This window comes from Pseudomonas spartinae, assembly GCF_965197125.1.
Lineage (GTDB): Bacteria > Pseudomonadota > Gammaproteobacteria > Pseudomonadales > Pseudomonadaceae > Aquipseudomonas > Aquipseudomonas composti_A.
In genome coordinates, this window is record NZ_CBDAMB010000001.1 from 213,847 (window position 1) to 239,710 (window position 25,864).

Below are 25,864 nucleotides of genomic sequence, written 5' to 3' on the forward strand. Positions count from 1 at the left end.
GTTATTGCGCCAGCCGCCCGGCCGGCGCGTACGGTGCAGGATCAATGATCGGCTCACGCCCCAGCATCAGGTCGGCCAGCAATTGACAGGATGCCGGCGCCAGCACCAGTCCATTACGGAAATGCCCGCAGTTCAGCCATAGGCCGGGATGCGCAGGCAGCTCCCCGATAAAGGGAATGCCCTCCGGCGAGCCAGGTCGCAAACCGGCCCAATGCCCCACCACTTCGGCATCCTTGAGTGCAGGCAAAAGCTCCTCGGCAGAAGCCTTCAAGCTATCCAGCGCGTTATCGGTCGGCGTCTTGTCGAACCCTGCATACTCCAGCGTGCTGCCAATCAGGATATGCCCGTCACGCCGCGGGATCGCGTAACGACCTTTGGCGAGCACCATGCTGGGCAGAAAGTCCTCGGCGCACTTGTAGAGAATCATCTGTCCTTTGACCGGCTCGACGGGTAATTCCAGACCAAGCGTCCCCAGCAACTCACCACTCCAGGCCCCGGCAGCCAAAACCACACGCTCGGCACGAACCTCACCCTCTGCGGTGGTTACACCACAGATCTGTCCGTCCCCCTGAATAAAGCCAGTGACAGGACAGTGCTCACGCAACTCCACATTCGGCATCGCCGCCAAAGCCGCACGCAGCGCCTTCACCAACCTGGGATTACGCACATTGGCCACACCCGGCATATGAATGGCACGCGCAAAACCATCCCCCAGAACGGGCACGCGCTGATACGCCTCAGCCACATCCACCGAAAACAGCGGCCGACCTTCACGCTCAGCCCAAGCCAGCGCTTCGGCCTCATCGTCCAGATCCAGCCAGTACAACCCGGTGACATGCACCTCGGGATCGATCCCGGTCTCATCCAGCAACCGCCGACCGAAGCCCGGATAGAAATCCTGCGACCAATGCGCCAGCGCCGTCACCGCTGCGCTGTAGCGCCAGGGGTAGAGCGGAGAAACGATACCGCCACCGGCCCAGGAGGATTCGCGGCCGACACCCTGACGATCCAGAAGGAGCACCTGTTTACCGCGCAAAGCCAGCATATGGGCCGACAACAGCCCCAGCGCGCCACCACCCAGCACGATTACATCCAACAAATTCAATTACTCCAGATCGACTGGGAAAACTTAGGGTTTGTTCTAATCTAAAAAATGTCAGGGACAGCAATAGAAGGGACTCAGGATGAGAACCAACCAGATTGCGGGCTATAGCCTGCTCGAACTACTTCTAACACTGGCTGTGCTCGGCTTGCTAATGGGCATGGCAGTCCCCTCTTCCTCAGCCTGGCGAGAGCGCCAGCAGATGCACAGCCTGAAAACTGGACTATTCCATATGACCAGTAAGGCCCGCTATACGGCAATGACCAACCAGAGCCGGGCCACTCTCTGCCCTCTATCAGACCAAGGCATCTGCCGGCAAAGCTGGAGCGGAAGCATCAGCGCTTTTATCGATAGCAATGGTAATCGTCGCCTGGATCCGGGAGAAGAAATTATCAGCACACTCTACCTGCCCAGCAGCATCAATCTGCACTGGCGAGGAATGCTGCCGAATAACTCAATCCATTTCAGCAGCCAGGGAGTCACGTTCGTCAGTAACGGCACGATGAGCCTATGCCCGACCAAAGTCGGCGCGAAAGCAGGAGCATTAGTAATCAGTCGCCAAGGCCGGATAAAAACATCGGAAGAAGGCGCACGCTGCCCACCATGAGCATACCGCTCGACCATTCGGCACCACAAAGCCACCAGACGTCCCGACTGCCCTTGAAGCGCTTGGTATGAGCAGCAATGATGTGAAGCACATTGCAAGGACTCAGCCAGATGAAGCGACAACACGGATTCACCCTTATCGAGTTGATGATCACCTTGGTGATACTGGGGATCATTCTGGCTATAGCTATGCCGGCTATCACCGATTTCGCTATCAAACAACGCGTAAGCTCTAAAGCGAATGAAATGATGCTTTCTCTTGCATTTGCCAGAAGCGAGGCACTCAAGCTCAATCAAGATGTTCGCGTCATTCCACGCACAGGCACCGCCAATGGCTGGAGCGATGGCTGGTGTATAGGCCCCGCCACCATTGGCAATGACTGTAATCATGCGGACGTTATTCGGGTCTTCGCCGCAACCAACGGCGTGAGCATTACCAGCTCGGGCATCGGCAACCCACCAGTTCTGATTCTCCGCCGCAACGGCGCCGCATCAAACAACGTTAATGCATTTCTTAAAGTGACATCGCCAAATCTAAAGTCTACTGGCGACAATGCTCGGTGCATTACGCTGACCCCACTCGGCCGAGCGGAAATTGAAAAAACGACGCGCGACGCGGCCTGCTGACAGTCAAGGAATGCATATGAACTCATCTTCATACACGCAGCGCGGCGCTTCGCTAATCGAGGTACTGGTCGCTCTACTGATATTCACCGTCGGCCTTCTGGGGCTCGCTGCCATGCAGCTTAGCTCGCTGCAAAGCACTGCCGACAGCGGTCAACGCTCACAGTCGGTCTGGCTGATGCAAGACTTCATCGAGCGCATGCGCGCCAACCCGGATGGTACCGCAGCCGAATATGCCACCGCGCAAAACTGTGCAGTGTTGCCCGCTCGTATGTGTGCAGACTACTACAACCCAAGCACCGGGGCTAAAGTCAACGCCAGCGAGTGTAATGCCTCTCAGATGGCGGCCTTCGATGCCTGGGAGGCACAGTGCAGCTATGCCGCAATTGCTAACTTCAACACCATCGACGCACGCTTCAATAGCCGAGACTTCATAACTCCTCCAGCAGTCGGCAATCTGGTTGACGCTACTGCTGCCGGAAACAGCCTCGACCTGAGCCTGAACTGGCTCAACCGAAGCCCCCCCAATGCTGCTACGAGCGACGGTGCCACAACTGAGTTGAGGATTGAACGATGAACTATCGCGAGTCCATTCAGCTCCCCAAGCAGTGCGGCTTCTCCATTGTCGAACTCTTGGTGGCTGTGGTCATCAGCATGTTGCTGCTGACTGGCGTCATTCAGGTATTTTTCTCCTCGAAGCAAACTTACGCCAGCAACGAAGCAGCGTCGCGCCTACAAGAAAACGGACGTTTTGCACTGGAGTTTATCGCTCAAAGTGCACGCCATGCCGGCTATGTAGAAGCAGCCAACTCAACAACCGCGCCACCTAACCCTATCGCGACACCTGGCGCCGCTAACTGTAATACTCCACGCGTCTGCAGCTCTCAGGGGGCAGGTAACGCGTCAGATACCATTGGTTTTGCATTGCAGCCACGAATGCTCGAGGGCGCCCGTCGAGATTGCCTGGGCAATACCCTCACCGGCTCCACCGCCAATACGGATCTGATAATCAACCATTTTGAAATTATCCCTGGAGCCAACGGTGCTCCCTCCGCGCTTGGCTGTAGGTCTTGGAACTTCACCAAAGGCGCCGGCGAATGGGTCGCAGGCCCCGGTGTTTCACCGCTGATTGATGGGGTGGATGCGCTGCAAATCCAGTATGGAATCAGCACCAGCGGTGATCGCAATAACGTCAACCAATATGTGTCTGCCGACCGCGTTACCGCATTGAACGCTTGGAACGACGTCGTAGCGGTTCGTATCGCCGTCCTGGCCAACTCGATCGACCGCGTAGACCCGCCCGCCCCGGCGCGCCGCTATGTATTGCTGGATGCTGCTCCGACGGCAGTTTTTGATGACGGCAGAGCCCGTCAGATATTCACCACCACTATCAAGTTACGCAACACTCTTTGAGGTCAGGCGCCATGAATATTACAGCCCCATCCCGTCAGACCGGTGCCACCCTGATCGTTGCACTGGTATTTCTGGTCGTGCTCACAATCGCCGGCATTACCGCCATGCAGTTTTCTACCTTGGAAGAGCGAATGGCCAGTAACTCGCAATTCCGTAACGAAACTTTCCAGCTGGCCCAGAACGAGATTCGCTCCGAACTTCTGGTATTCAATAGCAGCCTTTCTGGTCGCATGCCTTTGCTGGAAGCGCTGAACGCGGGCCGTTACTCCGACGGTGATGGCGGATATCCGAAAACGCTTACCGCCGCCCAGCTGCAGGTGCTCGGTCTTCCTGCCAGCACTGCAGGCAGAGGGGTAGACACGCAAACTCCCATCCCTGCCCCCGGTTTTACCGTGGTGCGGTTTACCCGCCCAAGTCTCTGCACGGGTGCAAGCCTCGAACGCTTCGAATGCACTGATTATGAATTGCAAACCCGCTCGCAGCTGAACAACGGCGCCTATTCGGATCAGTCGCAAGGCCTGGTCTTCATGAATACCAAGGGCTAGGGAGACTCAATATGTACAAATTTTTAGCCGCTCTTATGCTACCTATTGGCATGACCTTGAACGCTGGCGTATATGCTGAGGAAGATATCAACAGCTATACCCCACTAGAGATGATTGAAGCCACCATTCGTATGACAGGCGGCCACCCCTACGGCGAACTACGCCCCTGCCCGGAATGCCCCCTTCGTCTATTACCCTTCGCACCGGGCGCTTTTGTTTATATCAACGGTCAAAGAATGACGGCCGATAGCTTGCAGAATGGCCAAACCCTGAAAGGGACCGTCTTTCTGCAGAACAAACCTATTGACTCCATCCATGAAATCGTCGCCAAGTAACAGGACACTATAGAATATGAACATTCGCTCATTCTCACTCGTCCTCGGCAGCTTCATGTATGTTGGCCTAACTGCTCAGACTGCATTGGCAGACGACACTGAAATCTACGTTAGTCGAAAACTGCCAGAAGACCAGCAGGTTCGCCCCAACCTGATGTTTGTCATCGATAACTCTGGATCCATGGACTCTGCAGTTCCTGGCACGACTTGTGCCATCGCGGATCGAGACATTCGAAACCGTTGTGTTACCAAAGGCAGTGGTAGGAATAGAACTTACGAGCAGACACGCCTTCAGGTCGTAAAAGATGTAACCAATCAGCTCATAGAAGAACTGCGCTTAAGTGACGATGTAAACATCGGACTAATGCACTTCGACTCCTCTAACTCATATGAAGGCGGGATGGTTGCTATTCCGCTAGCACGTGTCAGCAGTAACGCGCAAGCATTCAAAACAGAACTAAACAGACTGTACGCATACTCAAACACACCTCTTTCTGAAAGTTACTATGAAGCAGCCCTATACATGAAGGGCCTACGACCAAAATTTGGAAATAACACATGGGCAGCATTTGAGAATGACAACGGCAGCGGCGGATACAGAACTAGCTACCCGAGCGTAGCTGCATCAAAGAATGGAAACAATTATAAATCCCCCATTGAATACTCCTGCCAGAAAAGCAATATCATCCTGCTGACTGACGGAGCGCCGACATCTGATAACTCTGCCAACGCGGATATCCGAGCACTGGTCAACACTCCTGGCGCAGCGAATTCTCAATATCTCGCGAGCAGCTGTGGTAGCGGTAATGGCCAATGCATGCCTCATCTTGCAGAGCACCTGGCCAACCAAGACGTTAGCAGCAGCCAGCCGGGCAAACAGACCATCAGTACCTACACCATCGGTTTCACCACCAACCAGACGCTACTGCAGAATACTGCCACTGCTGGCAACGGTCGCTATTTCACCACAGACAACACCTCCGGTCTGGTATCGGCGCTCAAGTCGATCTTGGTGGAAATCCTGGCCGAGAACACCACCTTCGCCACCCCCAGTGTCGCGGTGAGTGCATATAACAACCTGGGCTTCCGCAATGACCTCTATTACGCGCTGTTTCGCCCGGCCGAGGGTGCGCGCTGGGTCGGCAACGTCAAACGCTACACACTCAAGCCCGAGAACACCGATGCACAAGGCAAAACCGTTGCAGCACAGATCGTCGACAAGAACGGTCAACCGGCAGTCGACGAAGCAACGGGCTTCTTCAAAGAAAGTGCGTCCAGTTATTGGTCATCGCTTGACGGCAGAGATGTGGCCAAGGGCGGTGTAGCCGGTATGCTGAGCAGCCCTAGCAGTCGCAACATCTACACCTGGACAGCTGCCGACCGCTCCCCGACGGCCAGCGCGGGGGTTACCGGCAGCGTGCTACTGAGCACTAGCGCGTATGCTCTGACCACGGGCAATAACGCCATTACCAATGCCCTCATGGGCGTCACTAGCGCCACCGCAAGAGAGCGCGCCATCAAGTGGGGGCGCGGTCTGGATCCTGACGATGGAGACCAAGCGCGCCAGCAACTGGCTGATGTGCTGCACAACGAACCTCGCCTGGTAGCCTACAAGACCGATGAGGACCTCCTGCGCGTCGAAAAAGCCAAGAAGGGTGAAACGACATCCCCCGAACAGCTCTATATGTTCTTCGGCACCAATGAGGGCTTCATCCATGCCGTCGACCCCAAGACTGGCGAAGAACAGTTCGCGTTCATTCCGAAAGAGCTGCTGCCCAACCTCGATGCCTATTACCGCGACCCCAAGGGCTCCGAGAACAAGCGCTATGGTATGGACGGTCAGTTCAACCTCTGGGTTGAATACGGCGCACTCAACACTGCGACCAAAACTCGTGATATCGCCAAGAGCATTCTTTACGCCGGCATGCGCCGCGGGGGCCGCAATTACTATGCGCTGGATGTCGGCACAATAAGCGCTCCTGCAATGAAATGGGTGATCAAAGGTGGCACTACTCCCGGCTTCGAAAAATTGGGTCAGACCTGGTCCACCCCCAAACTGGCCGACATCAACGTCAACGGTACAAAGACCAAGGTGCTCATCTTCAGCGGCGGCTACGATCCCCAGCAGGACAACGACAGCCCCAATACACCGCTGGCGAACGACAGCTATGGCAACAGCCTGTATATCGTCAACGCTGAAACCGGCAAGTTGATCTGGCGAGCCGGCCACACAACAGAAACTGGAGCCAATCTGCAACTGCCCAACATGACCCATAGCATGCCCGCTGACCCGGTGATCATCGATATCAACGGAGATGGCCTAGCCGATATTCTGTATGCAGCCGATAGCAGGGCGCAGGTTTTCCGCTTCGACATCAACAATGCCAACACCGGTGCAGCCAACCTGGCAACCGGTGGCCGTATCGCCAGCCTTGGCGGTGACACAGCCCTGAGTAATCGTAGGTTTTTCAGCACGCCGGACGTGGCATTGATCCGTGAACGCGGCGGCAAGACCTACTTCACAATCTCCCTCGGTTCGGGCTACCGCGCTCACCCACTCAACGAGGACACCATCGATCGTTTCTACGTGCTGCGAGATGCCAATGTTTTCAACAAACCGAGCACCTACACCACCATGACCGAGAGCGACTTGGTGGACGTATCCAGCGTCGACCTGACAGACGCCCAGGCTGCGAAGATACTTGAGGACATTGCGGAGCTCGAGGCCAAGATCAATGCCTTGAATGCTTCCGTAGGCTCAGCTCGAGATGTGTTCAACGCCTACAAGGATTCGTCCGGCTTCACTGCGGCATACAACGCGATGCTGCAGGCGAATAGTAGCGCCAATGACACTCAAGCCCAGATCGACGCCATCATGGCCGCCGACCCCTACCTGCAACCCCATGCGGTCGAAAGCGTTGAGCAGAACAAGTTGCAGCAAGGCCTACTGGAAAGCCAGCAAACCCTAAAAGCCATGCAGCAGGCGCGTACCGATGCCGAAGCCGACCTGGCCAGCAAGCAAGTCGCCTACGATACAGCGCTCGCCAATCGTAATGCCGCTCAGGCAGCCTATGACGCAGATAGCTCTCCACAGAACTTGCAGGCGCTTAGTGACGCTCAAACTGCCTACGACGCCGCCTCAAGTGCACGCGATCAGTCAGAAGCGAAACAGCAAGCGCTGTCCACCTATAGCCAGTCGCTAGCCGAAAGCTACGGTGCTCTAATCAGTCTGCAAAGTGGGCTGAGCACCCTCTACCAAGCCATTATCGATAAAGAGCAGGCGCTTCTCGACGCCAAGGCGGCCTCTGCTAGTGATGAGACCATCACCAACCTACAAGCCGACCTGGACGGCCTGAACCAGAGCTATGCCGCTAGCCCCGAGGCGGATCAACGCAACGATCTCAATGACGGCCAAACCAGCACTGCCCTGCAAGACGCTCTAGCGCAGCTCAATAGCGCAATCAGTGCAGGGGACAACACCGCGATAAGCCAAGCACTGTCCGAATTGCAGGCCCTGACCGGATCGGCCTCCCCGGCACCAAACGAGGCCGACCTACTGGCCCGCGACGAGGCGAGCAAGAACACCGCGCTCGCGAATAACGCGGCCAACCTGACCAGCAATGTGGCGCTGATTGCACAGCTGGAGAACACCCGCAACGACCTTCGCGCCCAGTCTGACGCAGCGCAGGTGAACGCCAACCTGATCTCCAGCGCCGCCTATGACCAAGGCTCAGGGTTGCTCACGCCGGAACAGCTGGCCGCAGCCAAGGAGATCTACGGCGACGACCTGACGGAGTTCGAAGCCTATCAGTTCCTGGTTGATCAGGCGCAACTGGCAACACTCGATGAAACCAATGGCCTGCCGGCACTGCGCGATCAGATAAATACTCTCTATGCTCAACTGACCCCTGGAAACAGTTACGTACCTAACCGATCGTTGCTGGCCAATAGCAAGGGCTGGTTCCTTCGCCTACCAAAGGGCGAGAAAATACTCTCTGCGTCCTTGTCCTTCCGTGGCGCGGTACTGTTCAACACATTCAGTCCACGAGGTGAGACCGTCACCACCTGCGGTCCAGACGTCGGTCGCGGCCGAGCCTACGCCCTTAGCCTGATCGACGCCGGCGCGATCTTTACCAAGAATGAGGTGCCAATTCGTAGTTATGCCTTGGTGCGCTCGGGGATTCCACCCTCTCCAGCAATCGTGTTCTCCGATGACGGCACCCCGAACATTGTTAACGGCTCGGAAATTGGCGGCTTGGGGGCTGGCGGTGGCGACAAACCGGGGCCAGACGGCTGCGTGGAGGGTACAGAGTTCTGCGAAAATCCCGCACCAGTATCCACGACCTACTGGAGAGAAAACTGATGCGACAACAGCGCGGCTTCACACTGATTGAACTTATGATTGTGGTGGCGATAATCGGCGTACTAGCCGCCATCGCCTACCCCAACTATCAGCAGTACCTGCTCAAGGCAGGCCGCTCAGACGGTCACGCAAAGCTGACACAGATCATGCAGGCTCAGGAGCGCTTCTATTCTCAGAATCAAAGCTATACCACCAACCTAGGCGTTGGTGGGCTAGCCTTCCCGGGCATTGCAGCTAACGCTCCAGTAGTTAGCGATGAAGGGAGGTATAGTATTGCTGCCGAAGCATGCGCGGCAGGCACGCCACTAGCCCGCTGCGTGAGGCTTGTTGCCACTGCAGTGGGCCCCCAAGCAGCCGACGCGCAATGCGGTAACCTTGGGCTTAACAGTCAAGGTATAAAGACCGAAACAGGCACTGGTACAGTTGAAAACTGCTGGTAGACAAGCAAAATAAAAAACCGGCTTCTAGCCGGTTTTTTGCTGTTTCTATACCAATATCTAAACGTGCTTAACCCTCAACTCCTTCGGCATCGAGAACGTAATGTTCTCCGGCCGCCCATCCAGTTCCGTCTCCCCCGCCGCCCCCCACGCACGCAGCTGTTCCACCACGCCGCGTACCAAAACCTCCGGGGCTGAGGCGCCAGCGGTAATGCCAATACCCTTCATACCTTCGAACCACTCGGCACGCATGTCTTCGGCGCCGTCGATCAGATAGGCCGGCGTGCCCATACGCTCGGCCAGCTCACGCAGGCGGTTGGAGTTGGAGCTGTTGGGGCTGCCGACCACCAGCAGCACGTCGCATTCGCTGGCGAGCTGTTTGACCGCGTCCTGGCGGTTCTGCGTGGCGTAGCAGATATCGTCCTTGCGCGGGCCGCCGATGGCGGGAAACTTGGCGCGCAGGGCGTCGATCACCTTGCTGGTGTCATCCATGGACAGAGTGGTCTGGGTGACGAACGCCAGGTTCTCAGGGTTGCGCACCTGCAGCTCGGCGACGTCCGCCTCGTCTTCCACCAGATAGATAGCGCCGCCATTGCTGGCGTCGTACTGGCCCATGGTGCCTTCGACTTCCGGGTGGCCTTCGTGACCGATGAGGATGCACTCACGCCCCTCGCGGCTGTAGCGCACCACTTCCATATGCACCTTGGTGACTAGCGGACAGGTGGCGTCGAAGACCTTGAGGCCACGGCGCTCGGCCTCGTCGCGTACGGCCTTGGAGACGCCGTGGGCACTGAAGATGACGATGACGTCGTCCGGCACCTGGTCCAGCTCTTCTACGAACACCGCGCCGCGGGCACGCAGGTCCTCGACCACGAACTTGTTGTGCACCACTTCATGACGCACGTAGATGGGCGGGCCGAATACTTCCAGAGCGCGGTTGACGATTTCGATGGCGCGGTCAACGCCGGCGCAGAAACCGCGGGGATTGGCGAGTTTGATATGCATGCTGGCTGTCTCGGTATTGATCGGGGATCGCAAAGACATGCGGAGTCGATCCCGGAAGATACAGCCTGCGCGGGATCAGTGCAGGCTGCAAGAAGAGCTTCGCGGCTGAAGCCGCTCCTACGGAGCGGCGGTGCAGGTCAGAGCGCTTTGACCTCGATGATTTCCACATCGAACTGCAGCACCTTGCCGGCCAGCGGATGGTTGAAGTCGATGGTGACCTGCTTGTCATCGAACGCCTTGACCACGCCGGGTAGCTCGGTATTGGCGGCATCGTTGAAGATCACCAGCAACCCTTCGGAAAGCTCCATGCCCTCGAACTGGCTGCGCGGCATGATCTGCACGTTCTGCGGGTTGGGCTGACCGAAGCCCTGCTCCGGCTGCACCTGCACACTACGCTTGTCGCCGGCCTTGAAGCCATACAGCGCCTGTTCGAAACCCGGCAGCAGATTGCCATCGCCAACCTTGAAGGTCGCCGGCTGCTTGTCGAATGTGCTGTCGACCACATCGCCGTTTTCCAGCTTGAGGGCGAAATGCAGCGTCACTTCCCTGTCCGGACCGATGCGTAAGTCTGTCATTGCGCAGCCTCCTTCGCGGACTTGTCGCTCTTGAACATATCCAGCGCCAGCAGGATGGCGCCGATGGTGATGAAGCTATCGGCGAGATTAAACGCCGGGAAATACCAACGGTTCTGCCAGTGCACCAGGATGAAATCGACCACGTGACCGAGCACCACGCGGTCGTACAGATTACCCAACGCACCGCCCAAGACCATGGCCAACGCCACGGCCAACAGGGTCTCGTGGCGCTTGAGGCGTTTGAGCCAGACCACCAGCACCACGCTGACCACCACCGCGATGGCGGCGAAGAACCAACGCTGCCAACCATCGGCATCGGCCAGGAAGCTGAATGCCGCGCCGGTGTTGTAGGCCAGGGTCCAGTCGAAGTAATCAGGGATGACCTGAATACGCTGGTACATGCTCAGACTGCCTTCGAAGAAGTCCTTGCTGACGCGGTCGACGACCAGAATCAGCACACTCAGCAACAGCCAGGGCAAATGCCCGAAGCGCGAGGTATCAGGCATGCTTGCGCACCTCACCGTCACCCTCGATGTTGCTCACACAGCGGCTGCACAGCTCCGGATGCGCGGCGTGGCTGCCGACGTCGGCGCGCAGGTGCCAGCAACGACCGCACTTGGCATGCGCAGACTTGACGATCTTCAGCTTCAAACCCGGCACCTCGGTAGCGACGGCATCGGCCGGCGCATCCGCCAGGGGCGCGGTGGCAGCAGCCGAGGTGATCAGCGCGAAGCGCAGCTCGTCGCCGAGCTTGGCCAGATCGCCGCTCAGGGCGTCGTCACTGAATAGGGTGACTTCCGCCTGCAGGCTGGCACCGATGGCCTTGCTCGCACGCATGGCCTCCAGTTCCTTGTTGACCGCGCCCTTGACCGCCATGACGCGCTCCCAGTAGGCGTTGTCCAGCTCGAAACCTTGCGGCAGACGCGCCAGGTTTTCGTACCAGGTGGCCAGCATCACCGACTCGGCGCGCTCGCCCGGCAGGAACTGCCAGATTTCCTCGGCGGTGAACGCCAGGATCGGCGCGACCCAGCGCACCAGCGCCTCGCAGATGTGGAACAGCGCGCTCTGGCAGGAACGGCGGGCGATGCTTTCCGGCGCGGTGGTGTACTGGCGGTCCTTGATGATGTCCAGGTAGAAGCCGCCCAGCTCCTGCACGCAGAAGTTATGCACCTTGGAATACACGTTCCAGAAGCGGTACTCGCCGTAGGCCTCGGTCAGCTCGTCCTGCAGGCGCGCGGTGGCGTCGACGGCCCAGCGGTCCAGATCGAGCATCTGCTCGGCCGGCAGCAGGTCGGTAGCCGGGTTGAAGCCATTGAGGTTGGCCAGCATGAAGCGCGCGGTGTTGCGAATGCGACGGTAGGCATCGGCACTACGCTGCAGGATCTGGTCGGAGACGGCCATTTCGCCGGAGTAGTCGGTCGAGGCCACCCACAGGCGCAGGATGTCGGCTCCCATGCTGTCGATGACCTTCTGCGGCGCAACCACGTTGCCGAGCGACTTGGACTGCTTGCGGCCCTGCTCGTCGACGGTGAAGCCGTGGGTCAGCAGTTCCTTGTACGGCGCGTGGCCGTCGATGGCGCAACCGGTCAGCAGGGACGAGTGGAACCAGCCACGGTGCTGGTCGGAGCCTTCCAGATAGAGGTCAGCCACCGGACCGCTGCTATGCGCCAGGTCAGCGTGTGAGCCGCGCAGCACGTGCCAGTGGGTGGTGCCGGAGTCGAACCACACGTCCAGGGTGTCGCGACTCTTGTCGTACTGATCGGCCTCGGCGCCCAGCAGCTCGGCGGCGTCCAGCTTGAACCAGGCTTCGATGCCTTGCTGCTCGACGCGCCCCGCCACCTCCTCCATCAGTTCGACGGTACGCGGGTGCAGCTCGCCGCTCTCCTTGTGAGTGAAGAACGGGATCGGTACGCCCCAGTTGCGCTGACGCGAGATACACCAGTCCGGACGACCGGCGATCATGCTGTGCAGGCGCGCCTGGCCCCAGGCCGGGACGAACTTGGTTTCCTCGATGGCCGCCAGGGAGCGCTCACGCAGGGTGCCACCCTCCTTCGGCTGGCTGTCCATGCCGACGAACCACTGCGCGGTGGCGCGGTAGATCAGCGGCGTCTTGTGGCGCCAGCAGTGCATGTAGCTGTGGCTGATGGTGGCGTGCTTGAGCAGCGCACCGACCTCTTCGAGCTTGGCGACGATGGCCGGGTTGGCCTTCCAGATGAACTGGCCGCCGAACAGCGGCAGCGACTCGGCGTACACGCCGTTGCTCTGCACCGGGTTGAGAATCTCGTCGTTGCTCATGCCGTACGCCTTGCAGGTACGGAAGTCGTCTTCGCCGTAGGCCGGCGCGGAGTGAACGATACCGGTACCAGCACCCAGCTCGACGTAGTCGGCCAGGTAGATCGGCGACAGCCGCTCGTACAGCGGGTGACGGAAGTTGATCAGGTCCAGCGACGCGCCCGGCGCGGTGGCAACCACCTCACCCTGCTGGTCATAGCGCTGCAGGCAGCTTTCGACCATTTCCTCGGCCAGCAGCAGCAGGCGATCACCAACGTCGACCAGGGCGTAGGTGAATTCCGGGTGCACGTTCAGCGCCTGGTTGGCCGGGATGGTCCAGGGCGTGGTGGTCCAGATAACGATGGATGCGGGCTTGCTCAGGCTGGCCAGACCGAAGGCGGCGGCCAGCTTGTCGGCATCGGCGACCGGGAAGGCCACGTCGATGGCTTCGGACTTCTTGTCCATGTACTCGACTTCGGCCTCGGCCAGTGCCGAGCCGCAATCGAAGCAGAAGTTGACCGGCTTGAGGCCCTTGAACACGAAGCCGTTCTTGACCATTTCCGCCAGGGCACGGATTTCGCCGGCCTCGTTGGCGAAGTTCATGGTCAGGTACGGGTTGTCCCAGTCACCCAGTACGCCAAGACGGATGAAGCCGGCCTTCTGCTCCTCCACCTGTTCGGTGGCGTAGGCACGGCAGCGCTCGCGGGTCAGATCGGCCGGCTGGTTCTTGCCGAAGGTGGTTTCGACCTTGTGCTCGATCGGCAGGCCATGGCAGTCCCAGCCCGGCACGTACGGCGCATCGAAGCCGGCCATGGTCTTGGAGCGGGTGATGATGTCCTTGAGGATCTTGTTCAGCGCGTGGCCGATGTGAATGCTGCCGTTGGCGTAGGGCGGGCCATCGTGCAGCACGAATTTCGGGCGGCCTTCGCCGGCCTTGCGCAGCTTCTCGTACAGGCCAATATCAATCCAGCGCTGCAGGGTCTGCGGCTCGCGTTGCGGCAGGCCAGCCTTCATCGGGAAGGGGGTATCGGGCAGGTTCAGCGTGGCTTTGTAATCGGTCATGTCGGACTCTTCATCAGCGAGTGGCTCTGCCAATATTCACGGGCAGTTGCAATATCGGCGGCAATCGCCGCCTTCAAAGCCTCCAGCGAGGCGAAACGCTGCTCATCACGCAGCTTGTGGTGGAAAGCCACCGAGAGGCGCCGGCCATACAGATCGCCGGCAAAATCCAGAAGGTGCACTTCCAGATGGGCACTGCCGTCACCGGCAACGCTGGGTCGCACGCCGATATTGGCGACGCCCGGTTGGATCACGCCATCGATCTCACAGCTCACCAGGTAGACGCCGGTCAGCGGTACCTTGCGCCGCTTGAGCTGGATATTGGCAGTCGGAGCATCGAGCTGGCGGCCGAGCTTCTGCCCGTGCAATACGCGCCCGGCGATGCGAAACGGCCGGCCGAGCAAGGCTTCGGCCAAGTCGAAATCGCCATCAGCCAGCGCCTGGCGCACACGGGTGCTGCTGACCCGGCCACCGCGAACCTCAACCGTGGTCGAGGCATCGACACTGAAGCCATGACGCATTCCAGCCGCCTTGAGAAATTCGAAGTCACCGGCCCGGTCGCAACCGAAGCGGAAATCGTCGCCGATCTCCAGGTCCTTGACCTTGAGCCCATCGACCAGCACGCGCTGCACGAACTCGGCCGCAGACAACTCCCGCAGCCGGCGGTTGAACGCCAGGCACAGCACCATGTCGACGCCTTCGGCAGCCAGCAGAGCGAGCTTGTCGCGCAGACGAGTCAGGCGCGCCGGAGCGGTGTCCGGGCCGAAGAACTCACGTGGCTGAGGCTCGAAGATCACCACGCAACTGGGCACGGCCAATTCCGTGGCGCGCTCACGCAGGCGCGCCAGAATGGCCTGGTGCCCACGATGAACGCCGTCGAAATTACCGATGGTGACCACACAGCCCCGCGCCTGGGGCTGCAGGTTATGAAGACCTCGAACCAGCTGCATAGCACGCTTCTTGTTCACAAAGTGGCCGATTATACGCACAGCGCGCCATGCACAACAGGCATCGCGACGCCAGGAACCCTACAAAGCCCGACGGGCAAAGTCGCGAGGACGGAAGCCCAGCAGCAGCAGCATGCCGAAGTAGGCGACCAGGCCAGCCGCCACCAGCGCGCCGAGGCGCAGCAGACGCACGAACATCTCCCCTTCCGCCCAGGCCGGCATGATCTGCAGCAGGCCCAGCAGCACGGCGACCATCACTACCACCGCCACCGCCAGCTTGAACAGGAACACGCCCCAGCCCGGCAGCGGCTGGAAGATATCGGCACGGCGCAGCTGCCAGTAGAGCAGGCCGGCGTTGAGACAGGCCGCCAGGCTGATCGCCAGCGCCAGACCAGCATGAGCCAGCGGACCGATCAGCACCAGGTTCATCAGCTGGGTGAACACCAGGGTCACGACAGCGATCTTTACCGGTGTCTTGATGTTCTGCTGAGCATAGAAACCGGGCGCGAGAATCTTCACCAGAATGATGCCGAGCAGGCCGATGGAGTAGGCGATCAGCGCCTGCTGGGTCATCACGGCATCAGTGGCAGTGAACTTGCCGTACTGGAACAGCGACACGGTCAGCGCCTCGGCCAGCACCGCCAGCGCCAGCGCACTGGGCAGTACCAGCAAGAAGCACAGGCGCAGGCCCCAATCGAGCAGACGGCGATATTCCTCGCGATCACGACTGGCATAGGTCTTGGAAAGAGCCGGCAACAGGATGGTACCCAGCGCCACGCCCAGCACGCCCGATGGCAGCTCCATCAGGCGATCGGCGTAATACATCCAGGACACCGAGCCCGCCACCAGGAAGGAGGCGAAGATGGTGTTGATGATCAGCGAAATCTGACTCACCGACACCCCGAAGATCGCCGGCCCCATCTGCTTGAGTACTCGCCAGACGCCCATGTCGCCGAAATTCAGCCTCGGCAGCACCAGCATGCCGATCTTCTTCAGGTGTGGCAGCTGCCAGAGCAGTTGAGCCAGGCCGCCGACCAGCACCGCCCACCCCAGGGCCATGATGGGCGGGTCGAAATAAGGCGTCAGGAACAGCGCGAAGACGATCATGCTGACGTTGAGCAGGGTCGGCACGAATGCCGGCACCGAGAAGCGGTTCCAGGTATTGAGGATGGCGCCAGCCAGCGATGACAGGGAGATCAGCAATATATAAGGAAAGGTCACCCGCAGCAGGTCGACCGTCAGCTCGAAGCGCTGCGCCTCATCGGCAAAACCTGGCGCCGTGGCCCAGACGATCCAGGGAGCGGCCAGCACGCCAAGCGCCGTGACCAACGCCAGCACCAGAGTCAGCAAACCGCAAACGTAGGCAATGAAGGTGCGCGTCGCCTCCTCGCCCTGCTGCATCTTGTATTCGGCCAGAATGGGCACGAAGGCCTGGGAGAAGGCGCCTTCGGCGAAGATGCGGCGCAGCAGATTGGGCAACTTGAACGCCACCACGAAGGCATCCGACGCCACGCCAGCCCCGAAGGTGCGGGCGATGATCGTGTCGCGCACGAACCCCAGCACGCGAGACACCATGGTCAGGGAGCTGACGGCAGCCAGGGACTTGAGCAGATTCATGGGGTATTTCAGCTTCCATAAAGAGGTGCATTAGCGGACAATCCGCCGCCAACGAGGGCGTCGAGTGTAGCGAGCCACCGCTGGTCAGGCCAGCAGCTAAAAGCACCCGCGGACTTGACAGCTGATAGTCATGTCGGCATGATTCGCGGCCTTAATTTGTGTAAACCCCCCAGTTTTCGAGGAGCTTGACGGTGGCCAACTCACCTTCTGCCAAAAAACGCGCCAAACAGGCTGAGAAGCGCCGTAGCCATAACGCCAGCCTGCGCTCGATGGTTCGTACCTACATCAAGAACGTGGTCAAGGCTATTGCTGCCAAAGATCTCGAGCTTGCCAAAACCGCTTACACCGCAGCTGTTCCGGTCATCGACCGCATGGCTGACAAAGGCATCATCCACAAGAACAAAGCCGCTCGTCACAAGAGCCGCCTGAACGCGCACATCAAGGCGCTGGGCGAAGCTGCTGCCGCCTAATCGCGACAGGTTCTTGAAAAACCGGCCCTAGAGGCCGGTTTTTTATTGCCCTGCATTCCGTATGCGCAAAGGTGGCCGCCACGGATGACAGGCCATAAAAAAGGTTCTTCGCATATTTTGGGGAAAGTGCGGGCTGACACCGGACTGGCAATTACGTGTTAGCTGTCGATGACCTGGCACTCTCCATTAGCGCGCGGCCTGGTCTGATGGGTTTCGCCCCTTACGGGCGACTTACTTTCTTTGCTTGTGCAAAGAAAGTAAGCAAAGAAACACACCCCTGCATACGGCCCCGGCTGCGCCGGGGTTCCCTCCTTCCATAACCGTTCCAGGGGCACGCTGCGAAGGGCCATCCCTGGCCCATCGCAGCTCTCGCGACATCCATGTCGCTCAACCCCTTCCACGGTGATTCCACTCGGCCTCCTGAAGGGGGACTTGGGCGTCGTCTGTGAGATCGCACTTCAAGAGCAAAAGCTAAACGCTGCCGACTTTGGTCTTCCGGAGATGTCGCAAGCTCGCGACCTGGTCCCCTTCAGCAGGCCGAGTGGAGGTGTTGCGTAGGGGGACGAGCCGCATGGATGCGGCGAGAGGCTTAAAGGGCCAGGGACGGCCCTTGTAAGCCGCCCCCCGGAGCAGCACTGGAACGAGGGAAGTTTCGCGTAGCGAAACCCGGATGCCGGGGTGCCCTTCTTTGGCACACCTTTCTTGGGCAAGCAAGAAAGGTGTGGCGCCCGTAAGGGGCGCAACCCAAACGCTCAGTAAACACGGTGACGGATAGTGCTAAGTCAGTAAGCGATCCGCACACAAACTTGCCAGTCCGGTGTCAAGCGTATCGTCCCCACGAGAACGCGAAGAACCATAAAAAATGCCCGCCTCCGCAAGGAAGCAGGCATTTTCGATACGGCGAAGGTCAGCCGCGAGCGGCCTTGATCACTTCGATATAAGGCTCGGCGTTGCGCTGATCCTGAATCAACGCGATAAAGTCATGGCCCTGCGCATCAGTAGCCGCGAGGTCGTAGCCTGCGGCTTTGAAGAAACCCACAAAACGCTCGAAGTCATCGACACGCAGACCGCGATAAGCCTTGACCAGCTTATGCAGCGAAGGCGGCGTGGCATCCGCCGGTTCCACCGCAAGGAACAGCTTGACCGAGTCATCGCTGATTTCTTCGCCAATCACCTGCTTCTTGTCTTTACGCATCGCCCGCTCCCGCCAACATTACAGAGGGCCGGCAGTGTACCGCCGAGCTGCGCGCGGCTCAACGCACAGCCCGGCAGGCTAACACGCGAAAAATCGACACGACAGCCGACCTAGGTCATGCCGCGCCGTGCAAACTGGCCCCTATAATGCGCCAAGCCATTAGGAAGCCAGCATGTCACGACCATCGTTACCGCTGTTCGCCGCCTGGCGCCAAACCCTGCGCGCGGGCTACTCCTGGAAGGCCCTGCGCGGCGACCTCAGCGCCGGCCTGACGGTCGGCATCATCGCCATTCCGCTGGCCATGGCACTGGCCATCGCTGTGGGCGTGGCGCCGCAGCACGGCCTCTACACCGTGCTGATCGCCGCGCCCCTGATCGCGCTATGCGGCGGCTCGCGCTTCAACATATCCGGCCCCACCGCCGCCTTCGTGGTGATCCTGCTGCCGATCACTCAGCAATACGGCCTCGGCGGATTGCTGCTGTGTACGCTGATGGCCGGCGTGATCCTGATCGCCATGGGTCTGCTGCGCGCCGGACGCCTGATCGAGTTCGTGCCTTATCCGGTGACCCTGGGCTTTACCGCCGGTATCGGCATCGTCATCGCCGTCCTGCAGATCAAGGACCTGTTCGGCCTGCACCTGGCCGGCACTCCCCAGCACCTGCTGGAGCAGGTGAACCTGTTGATTCACGCCCTGCCCGGCCTGCAGCTTGGCGACAGCCTGGTCGGCGTCGCATGCCTGGCAACACTGTTGATCTGGCCGCGCCTGGTGCCGAAGATTCCCGCGCATCTGGTCGCCCTGGCGATCGGCGCCCTGCTCGCGCTTGCCCTGGAACAGCTGGGCCTGCATGTGGCGACGCTGGGCGAGCGCTTCAGCTATCAGCTCGATGGCATCGAGTATCCCGGCATCCCGCCTTTCCTGCCGGACCTGGCGCTGCCCTGGAATCTGCCGGGCGCCGACGGCCAACCACTGGTGCTGTCATTCGAGCTGATCCGCCAGCTGCTGGCGCCAGCCTTCGCCATCGCCATGCTCGGCGCCATCGAGTCACTGCTGTGCGCCGTCGTCGCCGATGGCATGACCGGCAGCAAACATGATCCCAATGCCGAACTGATCGGCCAGGGCCTGGGCAACCTGGCCGCTCCTTTCTTTGGCGGCATTACCGCCACCGCCGCCATCGCCCGCACGGCAGCCAACGTGCGGGCAGGCGCCTTTTCTCCCGTGGCGGCACTGGTGCATGCAGGCGTGGTGCTGGCGGCGATTCTGCTGCTCGCCCCATTGTTCAGCTATCTGCCCATGGCGGCCCTGGCCGCGCTGCTGCTGATGGTGGCGTGGAACATGAGCGAGCCCCAGCATGTGGTCCATACCCTGCGCATCGCTCCACGCAGCGACGTGCTGGTACTGCTGACCTGCCTGGTGCTGACGGTGCTGTTCGACATGGTGCTGGCCGTCGGCGTCGGCCTGCTGCTGGCGGCCGGGCTGTTCATCAAGCGCATGAGCGAACTGACCGATACTGCAGCGCTGAGCCGTCAACAGCGAGAAGCCCTGCGTGACCTGCCCGCGCATGTGCTGGCCTACGCCATTCGCGGCCCGCTGTTCTTCGGCGCGGCAGAAAAGGCGCTGAGCGTGCTGCGACGTTTCACCCCGGGGGTAAGGATCGTCATCGTCGACATCAGCGCCGTGCCACTGCTGGACATGACCGCCCTGGCAGCACTGGACAACGTGCTACGTGACTATCGCCAGCAGGGCATCGCCCTGATTCTCAGCGGCCCCACTGCGCAGGTCCGGCTGCAGCTGCGCCGCGCCGGCATTCACCGGCGTGCCGGGCAGCTGGCTTATGTGCGTGATCTGCCGCAGGCGCGGGAGAAAGCCCTGCGCTGGCTGGATGACGCAGCGCAAGAGACGCCATCCGACTAGGGTGCGCCAAACAGCGAACAAGAGGGCGCAGTACGCCGCACGCAAGGATCAGGATAAAGAGGCTTACAGCCCCTTGACCGCGAAGATGCCAGCGGCGTTGCGCCAGTAGCCCTTGTAGTCCATGCCGTAACCGAAGATGTAACGGTCGATGCACTGCAGGCCCATGTAATCGGCCTTCAGATCAGGGCGCGCCTTGCGGTCATGTTCCTTGTCGATCAGCACGGCGGTGTGCACGGCACGTGCGCCAGCGTGCCGGCAGAAATCGATGATCGCGCCCAGGGTGTGCCCTTCGTCGAGGATGTCGTCGATGATCAGCACGTCGCGGTCGATGAAGGAGACTTCCGGCTTGGCCTTCCAGAACAGCTCGCCACCGCTGGTTTCATTGCGGTAGCGCGTGGCGTGCAGGTAGGACGCTTCCAGCGGGAAGTTCAGCTTGGTCAGCAGCTTGCCGGCGAAGATCAGGCCGCCGTTCATTACGCAGAACACCACCGGATTGCACTCGGCCAGCTCGGCGTTGATCTGGCTGGCGACCTTGTCGATGGCCGCTTCCACCTCGGCTTCGGTGAACAGGCAGTCGGCTTCCGCCATGATTTGGCGAATGTGCGCGAGATCGGCGGACATGATGAGCTCTCTCTTGATCGGACTGATGAATGGCGGCGAACAGCCTGAAAGCTGATCGAGTCGTCAAATAAAAGCGGGCAAAGGTACAGACCCGTGCAGCACTTGCCAAGTATCGCCTGACCAGCGTAGCCGATGCGCAGCGCAGGACGCTGTGACTCATCAGTCACCCACCACTTGGCATGAGCAATGCTTTAATCTAACGCGATTTTTCCCAGAGCCCCGTTGGAGATCCCAGCCCATGCCCACTCGCGAGATCCGCCACCCGCTGATCCGTCACAAGATCGGCCTGATGCGCCGCGCCGATATCAGCACCAAGAATTTCCGTGAGCTGGCCCAGGAAGTGGGCGCCCTGCTGACCTATGAAGCCACCAACGACCTGCCATTGGAAACCTACGACATCGAAGGCTGGGCAGGCACCGTGCAGGTCGAGAAGATAGCCGGCAAGAAAATCACCGTGGTGCCCATCCTGCGTGCCGGCATCGGCATGCTCGACGGCGTGCTCAGCCTGATCCCCGGCGCCAAGGTCAGCGCCGTGGGCGTCGCGCGCAACGAAGAAACCCTCGAAGCGCACACCTACCTGGAAAAGCTCGCGCCGGAAATCGACTCGCGCCTGGCACTGATCATCGACCCGATGCTGGCCACCGGCGGCTCGATGGTCGCCACCATCGATCTGCTGAAAAAAGCCGGCTGCAAGGACATTCGCGCCATGGTGCTGGTTGCCGCTCCGGAAGGCATCAAGGCCGTCGAGCAGGCTCACCCGGACGTGACCATCTTCACCGCCTCCATCGATCACTGCCTGAACGAGCACGGCTACATCATTCCGGGCCTGGGCGATGCCGGCGACAAGATCTTCGGCACCAAGCAGAAGGACGCCTGACATGTCGCAGACGGAATTCAAGGATCCGCTTTGGCGCCAGGGCATTTCCGGGGCACAGATGCTGTTCGTGGCCTTCGGCGCCCTGGTGCTGATGCCGCTGATCACCGGCATGGACCCTAACGTCGCCCTGTTCACCGCCGGTATCGGCACCCTCCTGTTCCAACTGGTGACCAAGCGTCAGGTGCCGGTGTTCCTGGCCTCCAGCTTCGCCTTCATCGCGCCGATTCTGGCGGCCAAGGGCGAATTCGGCCTACCGGCCGTGATGGGCGGGATCATCGCGGCGGGCCTGGTCTACATCCTGCTGTCGATGGTGGTCAAACTGCGCGGTCCGAGCTTCATCGACCGCCTGCTGCCGCCAGTGGTGATCGCCCCCGTGATCATTTCCATCGGCCTGGCGCTGTCGCCCGTGGCGGTCAACATGGCCATGGGCAAGGCCGGGGACGGCAGCGTCGAACTGGTGCCGTACAGCACCGCGATGATGATTTCGATGCCGGCACTGATCACCACCCTGCTGGTCGCGGTGCTGGGGCGCGGCATCTTCCGCCTGGTGCCGATCCTCGCCGGCATCGCGGTCGGCTGCGCCATCGCTGCCCTGCTTGGGGTGATCGACACCAGCGCCGTGCACCAGGCGTCCTGGCTGGCCGTGCCGAAGTTCATCGCACCAGAACTGCACTGGGGCGCCATCCTCTATATGGTGCCGGTAGCCCTGGCACCGGCCATCGAGCACATCGGCGGCGTAGTGGCGATCGGTAACGTCACCGGCAAGAACTTCGTCAAGCAGCCCGGCCTGCATCGCACCCTGCTCGGCGACGGTCTGGCCACCTCGGCAGCCGGTTTGTTCGGCGGCCCACCCAACACCACCTACGCCGAAGTCACCGGCGCAGTGATGCTGACCAAGAGCTACAACCCGAAGATCATGACCTGGGCAGCGGTGTTCGCCATCGCCCTGGCCTTCATCGGCAAATTCGGTGTCGCCCTGCAAAGCATTCCGGTACCAGTGATGGGCGGCATTCTCTGCCTGCTGTTCGGCTCCATCGCTGTGGTTGGCCTCAACACCCTGATCCGCCATCAGGTCGACCTGTCGGAAGCCCGCAACCTGATCATCGTATCGGTGACTCTGGTGTTCGGCATCGGCGGCATGGTCATCGGCGGCAAGGAATTCGCCCTGTCGGGCATTTCCCTGTGCGCCATCAGCGCCCTGCTGCTCAACCTGGTACTGCCAGGCGGCGACGGCTGGCGCAAACGGGACACGGAAGAGGCGTGATTTCGCCGCCCAAGAAAAAGCCCGCGATGATCGCGGGCTTTTTCGTATGCAACGACGTCAGAACTTACCAGCCAACGCCGAAACCCAGGGTGTAGCGGGTTTCATCCAGATCACCCTCGGCGCCACTGACCATGTCCTTCTCGGCCTTCATGTTCAGCGAGGCCCAGTCGGTCACCTTGTAGCGCAGGCCGATCTCGGCATCCAGGCTGTAGTCAGCCGCGCCACTGAGCGGCCGGCCAACCTCGCCGACGCTGAACAGCTGGACAGTCTTGCCGACCAGGTAGCGGTTGTAGTCCCACTTCACGCTCATGGCGTAGAAGCGATCCTGCTCGCCATTGCTGTAGCGGTAATCGCTACGGTTGGCCAGGGTGGCGATGGAAAACGCACCCAGCTCATCATCCCAGAACTGATAACCGGGACCGGTACCGAGGGTGCGCTGACGCTCCACCTCCTCGATGCGATCGCGCTTGTACTCGAACCGCCCCTGCCAGAACCACTTTTCCGTGAGGAAGCGGTCGAGTGCGTACTCGGCATTCCAGTTGTCGGTGCTGACCACGTCATCTTTCAGCTCGCGGTTGTACTCGGCGAGCGCGTTGTGCCGCCAGCGGCCGTGACGGGCCTGGGTCTTGATGTCGACGTCATAGTCATCGGAGTCGCGCTCACCGCGCTTGTAGTCCAGCCCCAGGTCGATGTTGCCCTTCCAGGTGAAATCCTCCACCAGCGGCTTGGGCTTCATGATCTGCTCGATCTGCGTCAACTCGATGGTCTTCGGCGCCTCGCCATTGGCCAGCGTGACCTTGCCAGGCTCGGCGGCCAGCAGCGACTTGGCACGCTCACCCTCCACCGGCCCGAGCTTGACCAGCAACTCGTGGTCACTCTCCAGGGTGGCGATTTTCTTCCAGTCCAGCGGGATGGAGCCGCCGTAGTCGGTTTCCAGCAGCAGTCTGCTGCCATCGAAGAAGCGGATGGTGCCGGAGAGACGGTCACCGTTCTTCAACCAGACGGTATCGGCGAAAGCGGCGGAACTGCACAGAGCGATGCTCAGGCCTAGCAGGGACAGCGATGTAGAGCGCGACATAAGTTGGGCAAGGGCGTTGGTGGGCGAAAGCCGGGCATTATCCGCAACCCCGGCGCGAGAGCAACAGCTGACCGACCAGGATACGCAGAGTTCAGCTTTTTCCGTCGGGCGGCGATCCGTCGGGCGGCGCCCTGTCGAATGCTGCTGCGCCGAGAGGTCTCACCAGCCGACGCCCACACCGATCAGGTAATGCCGGTCCGACACGGTCTGCCCCTGCGCGCGCAGCTGATCCAGCTCATAGAGCAGCGACAGGCGGGCCCACTGGTTGAGGCGATAGCGCAGGCCGAACTCGCTATCGAGCACATAATCGATCTCGTCGATGTGCGGGACCTGCAGTTCGGCGTTGGCATAGAACTCCAGCCGCGTGCCCCACAGCAGGCGTTTGTAGTCCAGCTCCAGCGAGGTGGTGTTGAAGGCCAGGTCGGCGACGTCCGACTCCAGGCGCACACGATTGAACTGGCCGATCAGATCGAAGCGCCCCAGTTCATCGTCCCAGAAGCGATACCCGGGCCCGGTGCCGACGATGCGCTGGCGGTCGACGGTCTCGAACTCATCCTCGGCCTGCTGCGCCCCCACCCGCCAGAACCAGTGCTCGGTGAAAAAGCGATCAAGGTCGTACTCCAGCTCCCAGTTGTCCTCGACCTTCCTGTCGTTCTTGGTTTCACGCTCCAGCTCGCCACTGAGCACATGCCGCCAACGCCCATGTTCGACCCGCGTGTTGCCCTTGAGCTTCCACTCGTCAACGTCGTTCTGGTTGCGCTTCATGTCCAGCTTGGCGTCGAGGTTGCCTTCCCAGAGGCGGTCCTCGAGCAACGGCCGTGGCGGCACCAGCCGCTTGATCTGCGCCAGCGGCAAGGTGTACTCGCGCTCACCCTGAACCCGGACCATGCCGCTGCCGGCGGCGGCCAACCTTTCGCTGCGTTCGTTGTCGAAACCGCTGCGGCGCACCAGCAGAGGCTTGTCCGAACTGAGGGTATCGATATCCTTCCAGTCGATCAGTACCTGGCCGGCGTATTTGGTCTTGAGCGCCAGCTTGCCGCCGTCGAGCAAAATGATGTCACCGCTGAGACGATCACCGTTGTCCAGCCAGACGGTATCGGCCCAGACCGGGACAGCCAGGGCAATGAGGAACAAGGCGACCAGTACGCGCATGTTAAGGATGCATCCTATGAGCAAGACGAAACCGCCAGAGTCTGCATGGCCGGCACCGCCACCGGCAAGCCTCGAGGCGCGCCGTGAAGCGCTGTATCTGGTGCTGGCGCAAGTGCCGCCAGGCAAGGTCGTCAGCTACGGTGAGCTGGCGCAGCTGGCTGGCCTGGGCCGCGCCGCGCGCTGGGTCGGGCGCACGCTCAGCCAGTTGCCGGATGGCACCACGCTGCCCTGGCATCGGGTGATCGCCGCTGGCGGCCGCCTGAGCCTGGCCGCAGGTAGCCCTTCCGGCGCCGAACAACGGGCGCGCCTGCGCGCAGAGGGCATCAGCATCCTGAACGAACGTGTGGATATGCGTCGTCACGGCTGGCGCCCGATGGAGCACAGCAGTTAGAGTGC

General features: G+C 60.6%; 24 protein-coding genes. 13 read left to right on the forward strand and 11 right to left on the reverse strand.

Annotated elements, in window-relative coordinates:
- Window position 1: 1 nt before the first annotated feature.
- Window positions 2-1,099, reverse strand: coding sequence for a glycine oxidase ThiO (gene thiO / locus ACN8M7_RS01040; protein WP_490259492.1), 1,098 nt, complete (start codon window positions 1,097-1,099; stop codon window positions 2-4).
- Between the two features lie 85 nt (window positions 1,100-1,184).
- Here thiO and ACN8M7_RS01045 point away from each other — a divergent pair, with 85 nt between their 5' ends.
- From ACN8M7_RS01045 to ACN8M7_RS01080, 8 genes are all read left to right on the forward strand, one after another.
- Complete coding sequence (locus ACN8M7_RS01045) at window positions 1,185-1,709, forward strand: GspH/FimT family protein (protein ID WP_082768088.1); 525 nt, start codon at window positions 1,185-1,187, stop codon at window positions 1,707-1,709.
- A 110-nt stretch (window positions 1,710-1,819) separates the two neighbouring features.
- Entirely contained in the window at window positions 1,820-2,335 is a 516-nt protein-coding gene (locus tag ACN8M7_RS01050) for a GspH/FimT family pseudopilin (RefSeq protein WP_061240658.1), read from the forward strand.
- A gap of 16 nt (window positions 2,336-2,351) precedes the next feature.
- Window positions 2,352-2,909, forward strand: a complete 558-nt coding sequence (gene pilV / locus ACN8M7_RS01055; RefSeq protein ID WP_490259493.1) for a type IV pilus modification protein PilV — start codon at window positions 2,352-2,354, stop codon at window positions 2,907-2,909.
- Entirely contained in the window at window positions 2,906-3,745 is an 840-nt protein-coding gene (locus ACN8M7_RS01060; protein ID WP_061240656.1) for a PilW family protein, read from the forward strand. The genes pilV and ACN8M7_RS01060 overlap by 4 nt, the downstream gene beginning before the upstream one ends.
- 11 nt (window positions 3,746-3,756) lie before the next feature.
- Window positions 3,757-4,290, forward strand: a complete 534-nt coding sequence (locus ACN8M7_RS01065; protein ID WP_061240655.1) for a pilus assembly PilX family protein — start codon at window positions 3,757-3,759, stop codon at window positions 4,288-4,290.
- Between the two features lie 11 nt (window positions 4,291-4,301).
- Window positions 4,302-4,625: a hypothetical protein gene (locus ACN8M7_RS01070; protein ID WP_061240654.1), complete on the forward strand. Its 324-nt coding sequence runs from the start codon at window positions 4,302-4,304 to the stop codon at window positions 4,623-4,625.
- Window positions 4,626-4,641: 16 nt separating this feature from the next.
- Window positions 4,642-8,988: a PilC/PilY family type IV pilus protein gene (locus ACN8M7_RS01075; RefSeq protein ID WP_490259494.1), complete on the forward strand. Its 4,347-nt coding sequence runs from the start codon at window positions 4,642-4,644 to the stop codon at window positions 8,986-8,988.
- Window positions 8,988-9,428, forward strand: a complete 441-nt coding sequence (locus ACN8M7_RS01080; protein WP_061240652.1) for a type IV pilin protein — start codon at window positions 8,988-8,990, stop codon at window positions 9,426-9,428. The genes ACN8M7_RS01075 and ACN8M7_RS01080 overlap by 1 nt, the downstream gene beginning before the upstream one ends.
- A gap of 57 nt (window positions 9,429-9,485) precedes the next feature.
- Here ACN8M7_RS01080 and ispH read toward each other — a convergent pair whose 3' ends face one another.
- From ispH to murJ, 6 genes are all read right to left on the reverse strand, one after another.
- A complete protein-coding gene (ispH, locus tag ACN8M7_RS01085; RefSeq protein WP_061240651.1) occupies window positions 9,486-10,430 on the reverse strand; it encodes a 4-hydroxy-3-methylbut-2-enyl diphosphate reductase in 945 nt (314 codons plus the stop codon).
- Window positions 10,431-10,567: 137 nt separating this feature from the next.
- Entirely contained in the window at window positions 10,568-11,005 is a 438-nt protein-coding gene (locus tag ACN8M7_RS01090) for an FKBP-type peptidyl-prolyl cis-trans isomerase (protein WP_490259495.1), read from the reverse strand.
- Window positions 11,002-11,511, reverse strand: coding sequence for a signal peptidase II (lspA, locus tag ACN8M7_RS01095; protein ID WP_061240649.1), 510 nt, complete (start codon window positions 11,509-11,511; stop codon window positions 11,002-11,004). The genes ACN8M7_RS01090 and lspA overlap by 4 nt, the downstream gene beginning before the upstream one ends.
- On the reverse strand, window positions 11,504-14,338 hold the full coding sequence (ileS, locus tag ACN8M7_RS01100; RefSeq protein ID WP_490259496.1) for an isoleucine--tRNA ligase: 2,835 nt from the start codon (window positions 14,336-14,338) through the stop codon (window positions 11,504-11,506). The genes lspA and ileS overlap by 8 nt, the downstream gene beginning before the upstream one ends.
- On the reverse strand, window positions 14,335-15,285 hold the full coding sequence (gene ribF / locus ACN8M7_RS01105) for a bifunctional riboflavin kinase/FAD synthetase (protein ID WP_490259497.1): 951 nt from the start codon (window positions 15,283-15,285) through the stop codon (window positions 14,335-14,337). The genes ileS and ribF overlap by 4 nt, the downstream gene beginning before the upstream one ends.
- Window positions 15,286-15,363: 78 nt before the next feature.
- Window positions 15,364-16,899 carry a murein biosynthesis integral membrane protein MurJ gene (gene murJ / locus ACN8M7_RS01110; protein ID WP_061240646.1) on the reverse strand — a complete coding sequence of 512 codons (1,536 nt, stop codon included), beginning with the start codon at window positions 16,897-16,899 and terminating at the stop codon, window positions 15,364-15,366.
- Between the two features lie 191 nt (window positions 16,900-17,090).
- Between murJ and rpsT the strand changes: the two genes are divergently transcribed.
- Window positions 17,091-17,369 carry a 30S ribosomal protein S20 gene (gene rpsT / locus ACN8M7_RS01115; RefSeq protein WP_003243036.1) on the forward strand — a complete coding sequence of 93 codons (279 nt, stop codon included), beginning with the start codon at window positions 17,091-17,093 and terminating at the stop codon, window positions 17,367-17,369.
- A 907-nt stretch (window positions 17,370-18,276) separates the two neighbouring features.
- Here the strand turns inward: rpsT and ACN8M7_RS01120 are convergent.
- The gene (locus tag ACN8M7_RS01120) at window positions 18,277-18,564 is read right to left on the reverse strand and encodes a PA4642 family protein (protein WP_061240644.1); all 288 of its coding nucleotides are present in this window, start codon (window positions 18,562-18,564) and stop codon (window positions 18,277-18,279) included.
- 172 nt (window positions 18,565-18,736) lie between these two features.
- Here ACN8M7_RS01120 and dauA point away from each other — a divergent pair, with 172 nt between their 5' ends.
- Entirely contained in the window at window positions 18,737-20,476 is a 1,740-nt protein-coding gene (gene dauA, locus ACN8M7_RS01125; RefSeq protein WP_490259498.1) for a C4-dicarboxylic acid transporter DauA, read from the forward strand.
- A gap of 63 nt (window positions 20,477-20,539) precedes the next feature.
- Here dauA and ACN8M7_RS01130 read toward each other — a convergent pair whose 3' ends face one another.
- Window positions 20,540-21,097, reverse strand: a complete 558-nt coding sequence (locus ACN8M7_RS01130; protein ID WP_061240642.1) for a hypoxanthine-guanine phosphoribosyltransferase — start codon at window positions 21,095-21,097, stop codon at window positions 20,540-20,542.
- 238 nt (window positions 21,098-21,335) lie between these two features.
- Between ACN8M7_RS01130 and upp the strand changes: the two genes are divergently transcribed.
- Window positions 21,336-21,974 (forward strand): uracil phosphoribosyltransferase, encoded by a 639-nt coding sequence (upp, locus tag ACN8M7_RS01135; RefSeq protein ID WP_490259499.1) that lies wholly within the window; start codon window positions 21,336-21,338, stop codon window positions 21,972-21,974.
- Window position 21,975: 1 nt separating this feature from the next.
- Complete coding sequence (locus tag ACN8M7_RS01140) at window positions 21,976-23,238, forward strand: uracil-xanthine permease family protein (protein WP_061240641.1); 1,263 nt, start codon at window positions 21,976-21,978, stop codon at window positions 23,236-23,238.
- A 64-nt stretch (window positions 23,239-23,302) separates the two neighbouring features.
- Here ACN8M7_RS01140 and ACN8M7_RS01145 read toward each other — a convergent pair whose 3' ends face one another.
- Both ACN8M7_RS01145 and ACN8M7_RS01150 read right to left on the reverse strand, forming a co-directional pair.
- The gene (locus ACN8M7_RS01145; RefSeq protein ID WP_490259500.1) at window positions 23,303-24,316 is read right to left on the reverse strand and encodes a DUF481 domain-containing protein; all 1,014 of its coding nucleotides are present in this window, start codon (window positions 24,314-24,316) and stop codon (window positions 23,303-23,305) included.
- Between the two features lie 159 nt (window positions 24,317-24,475).
- Window positions 24,476-25,468, reverse strand: coding sequence for a DUF481 domain-containing protein (locus ACN8M7_RS01150; protein ID WP_061240639.1), 993 nt, complete (start codon window positions 25,466-25,468; stop codon window positions 24,476-24,478).
- A gap of 16 nt (window positions 25,469-25,484) precedes the next feature.
- Between ACN8M7_RS01150 and ACN8M7_RS01155 the strand changes: the two genes are divergently transcribed.
- The gene (locus ACN8M7_RS01155) at window positions 25,485-25,859 is read left to right on the forward strand and encodes an MGMT family protein (protein WP_490259501.1); all 375 of its coding nucleotides are present in this window, start codon (window positions 25,485-25,487) and stop codon (window positions 25,857-25,859) included.
- Window positions 25,860-25,864: the final 5 nt, after the last annotated feature.

What these genes read in the sequence shown, in the direction of transcription:
- murJ (WP_061240646.1), bottom strand. Translation starts at nt 16,899, where the DNA reads ATGAATCTGCTCAAGTCCCTGGCTGCCGTCAGCTCCCTGACCATGGTG.
- ACN8M7_RS01150 (WP_061240639.1), bottom strand. Translation starts at nt 25,468, where the DNA reads ATGCGCGTACTGGTCGCCTTGTTCCTCATTGCCCTGGCTGTCCCGGTC.
- ACN8M7_RS01155 (WP_490259501.1), top strand. Translation starts at nt 25,485, where the DNA reads ATGAGCAAGACGAAACCGCCAGAGTCTGCATGGCCGGCACCGCCACCG.
- ACN8M7_RS01090 (WP_490259495.1), bottom strand. Translation starts at nt 11,005, where the DNA reads ATGACAGACTTACGCATCGGTCCGGACAGGGAAGTGACGCTGCATTTC.
- ispH (WP_061240651.1), bottom strand. Translation starts at nt 10,430, where the DNA reads ATGCATATCAAACTCGCCAATCCCCGCGGTTTCTGCGCCGGCGTTGAC.
- dauA (WP_490259498.1), top strand. Translation starts at nt 18,737, where the DNA reads ATGTCACGACCATCGTTACCGCTGTTCGCCGCCTGGCGCCAAACCCTG.
- ileS (WP_490259496.1), bottom strand. Translation starts at nt 14,338, where the DNA reads ATGACCGATTACAAAGCCACGCTGAACCTGCCCGATACCCCCTTCCCG.
- lspA (WP_061240649.1), bottom strand. Translation starts at nt 11,511, where the DNA reads ATGCCTGATACCTCGCGCTTCGGGCATTTGCCCTGGCTGTTGCTGAGT.
- ACN8M7_RS01070 (WP_061240654.1), top strand. Translation starts at nt 4,302, where the DNA reads ATGTACAAATTTTTAGCCGCTCTTATGCTACCTATTGGCATGACCTTG.
- ribF (WP_490259497.1), bottom strand. Translation starts at nt 15,285, where the DNA reads ATGCAGCTGGTTCGAGGTCTTCATAACCTGCAGCCCCAGGCGCGGGGC.
- ACN8M7_RS01120 (WP_061240644.1), bottom strand. Translation starts at nt 18,564, where the DNA reads ATGCGTAAAGACAAGAAGCAGGTGATTGGCGAAGAAATCAGCGATGAC.
- ACN8M7_RS01140 (WP_061240641.1), top strand. Translation starts at nt 21,976, where the DNA reads ATGTCGCAGACGGAATTCAAGGATCCGCTTTGGCGCCAGGGCATTTCC.
- ACN8M7_RS01145 (WP_490259500.1), bottom strand. Translation starts at nt 24,316, where the DNA reads ATGTCGCGCTCTACATCGCTGTCCCTGCTAGGCCTGAGCATCGCTCTG.
- ACN8M7_RS01130 (WP_061240642.1), bottom strand. Translation starts at nt 21,097, where the DNA reads ATGTCCGCCGATCTCGCGCACATTCGCCAAATCATGGCGGAAGCCGAC.
- ACN8M7_RS01065 (WP_061240655.1), top strand. Translation starts at nt 3,757, where the DNA reads ATGAATATTACAGCCCCATCCCGTCAGACCGGTGCCACCCTGATCGTT.
- ACN8M7_RS01075 (WP_490259494.1), top strand. Translation starts at nt 4,642, where the DNA reads ATGAACATTCGCTCATTCTCACTCGTCCTCGGCAGCTTCATGTATGTT.
- upp (WP_490259499.1), top strand. Translation starts at nt 21,336, where the DNA reads ATGCCCACTCGCGAGATCCGCCACCCGCTGATCCGTCACAAGATCGGC.
- ACN8M7_RS01060 (WP_061240656.1), top strand. Translation starts at nt 2,906, where the DNA reads ATGAACTATCGCGAGTCCATTCAGCTCCCCAAGCAGTGCGGCTTCTCC.
- ACN8M7_RS01050 (WP_061240658.1), top strand. Translation starts at nt 1,820, where the DNA reads ATGAAGCGACAACACGGATTCACCCTTATCGAGTTGATGATCACCTTG.
- ACN8M7_RS01045 (WP_082768088.1), top strand. Translation starts at nt 1,185, where the DNA reads ATGAGAACCAACCAGATTGCGGGCTATAGCCTGCTCGAACTACTTCTA.
- ACN8M7_RS01080 (WP_061240652.1), top strand. Translation starts at nt 8,988, where the DNA reads ATGCGACAACAGCGCGGCTTCACACTGATTGAACTTATGATTGTGGTG.
- pilV (WP_490259493.1), top strand. Translation starts at nt 2,352, where the DNA reads ATGAACTCATCTTCATACACGCAGCGCGGCGCTTCGCTAATCGAGGTA.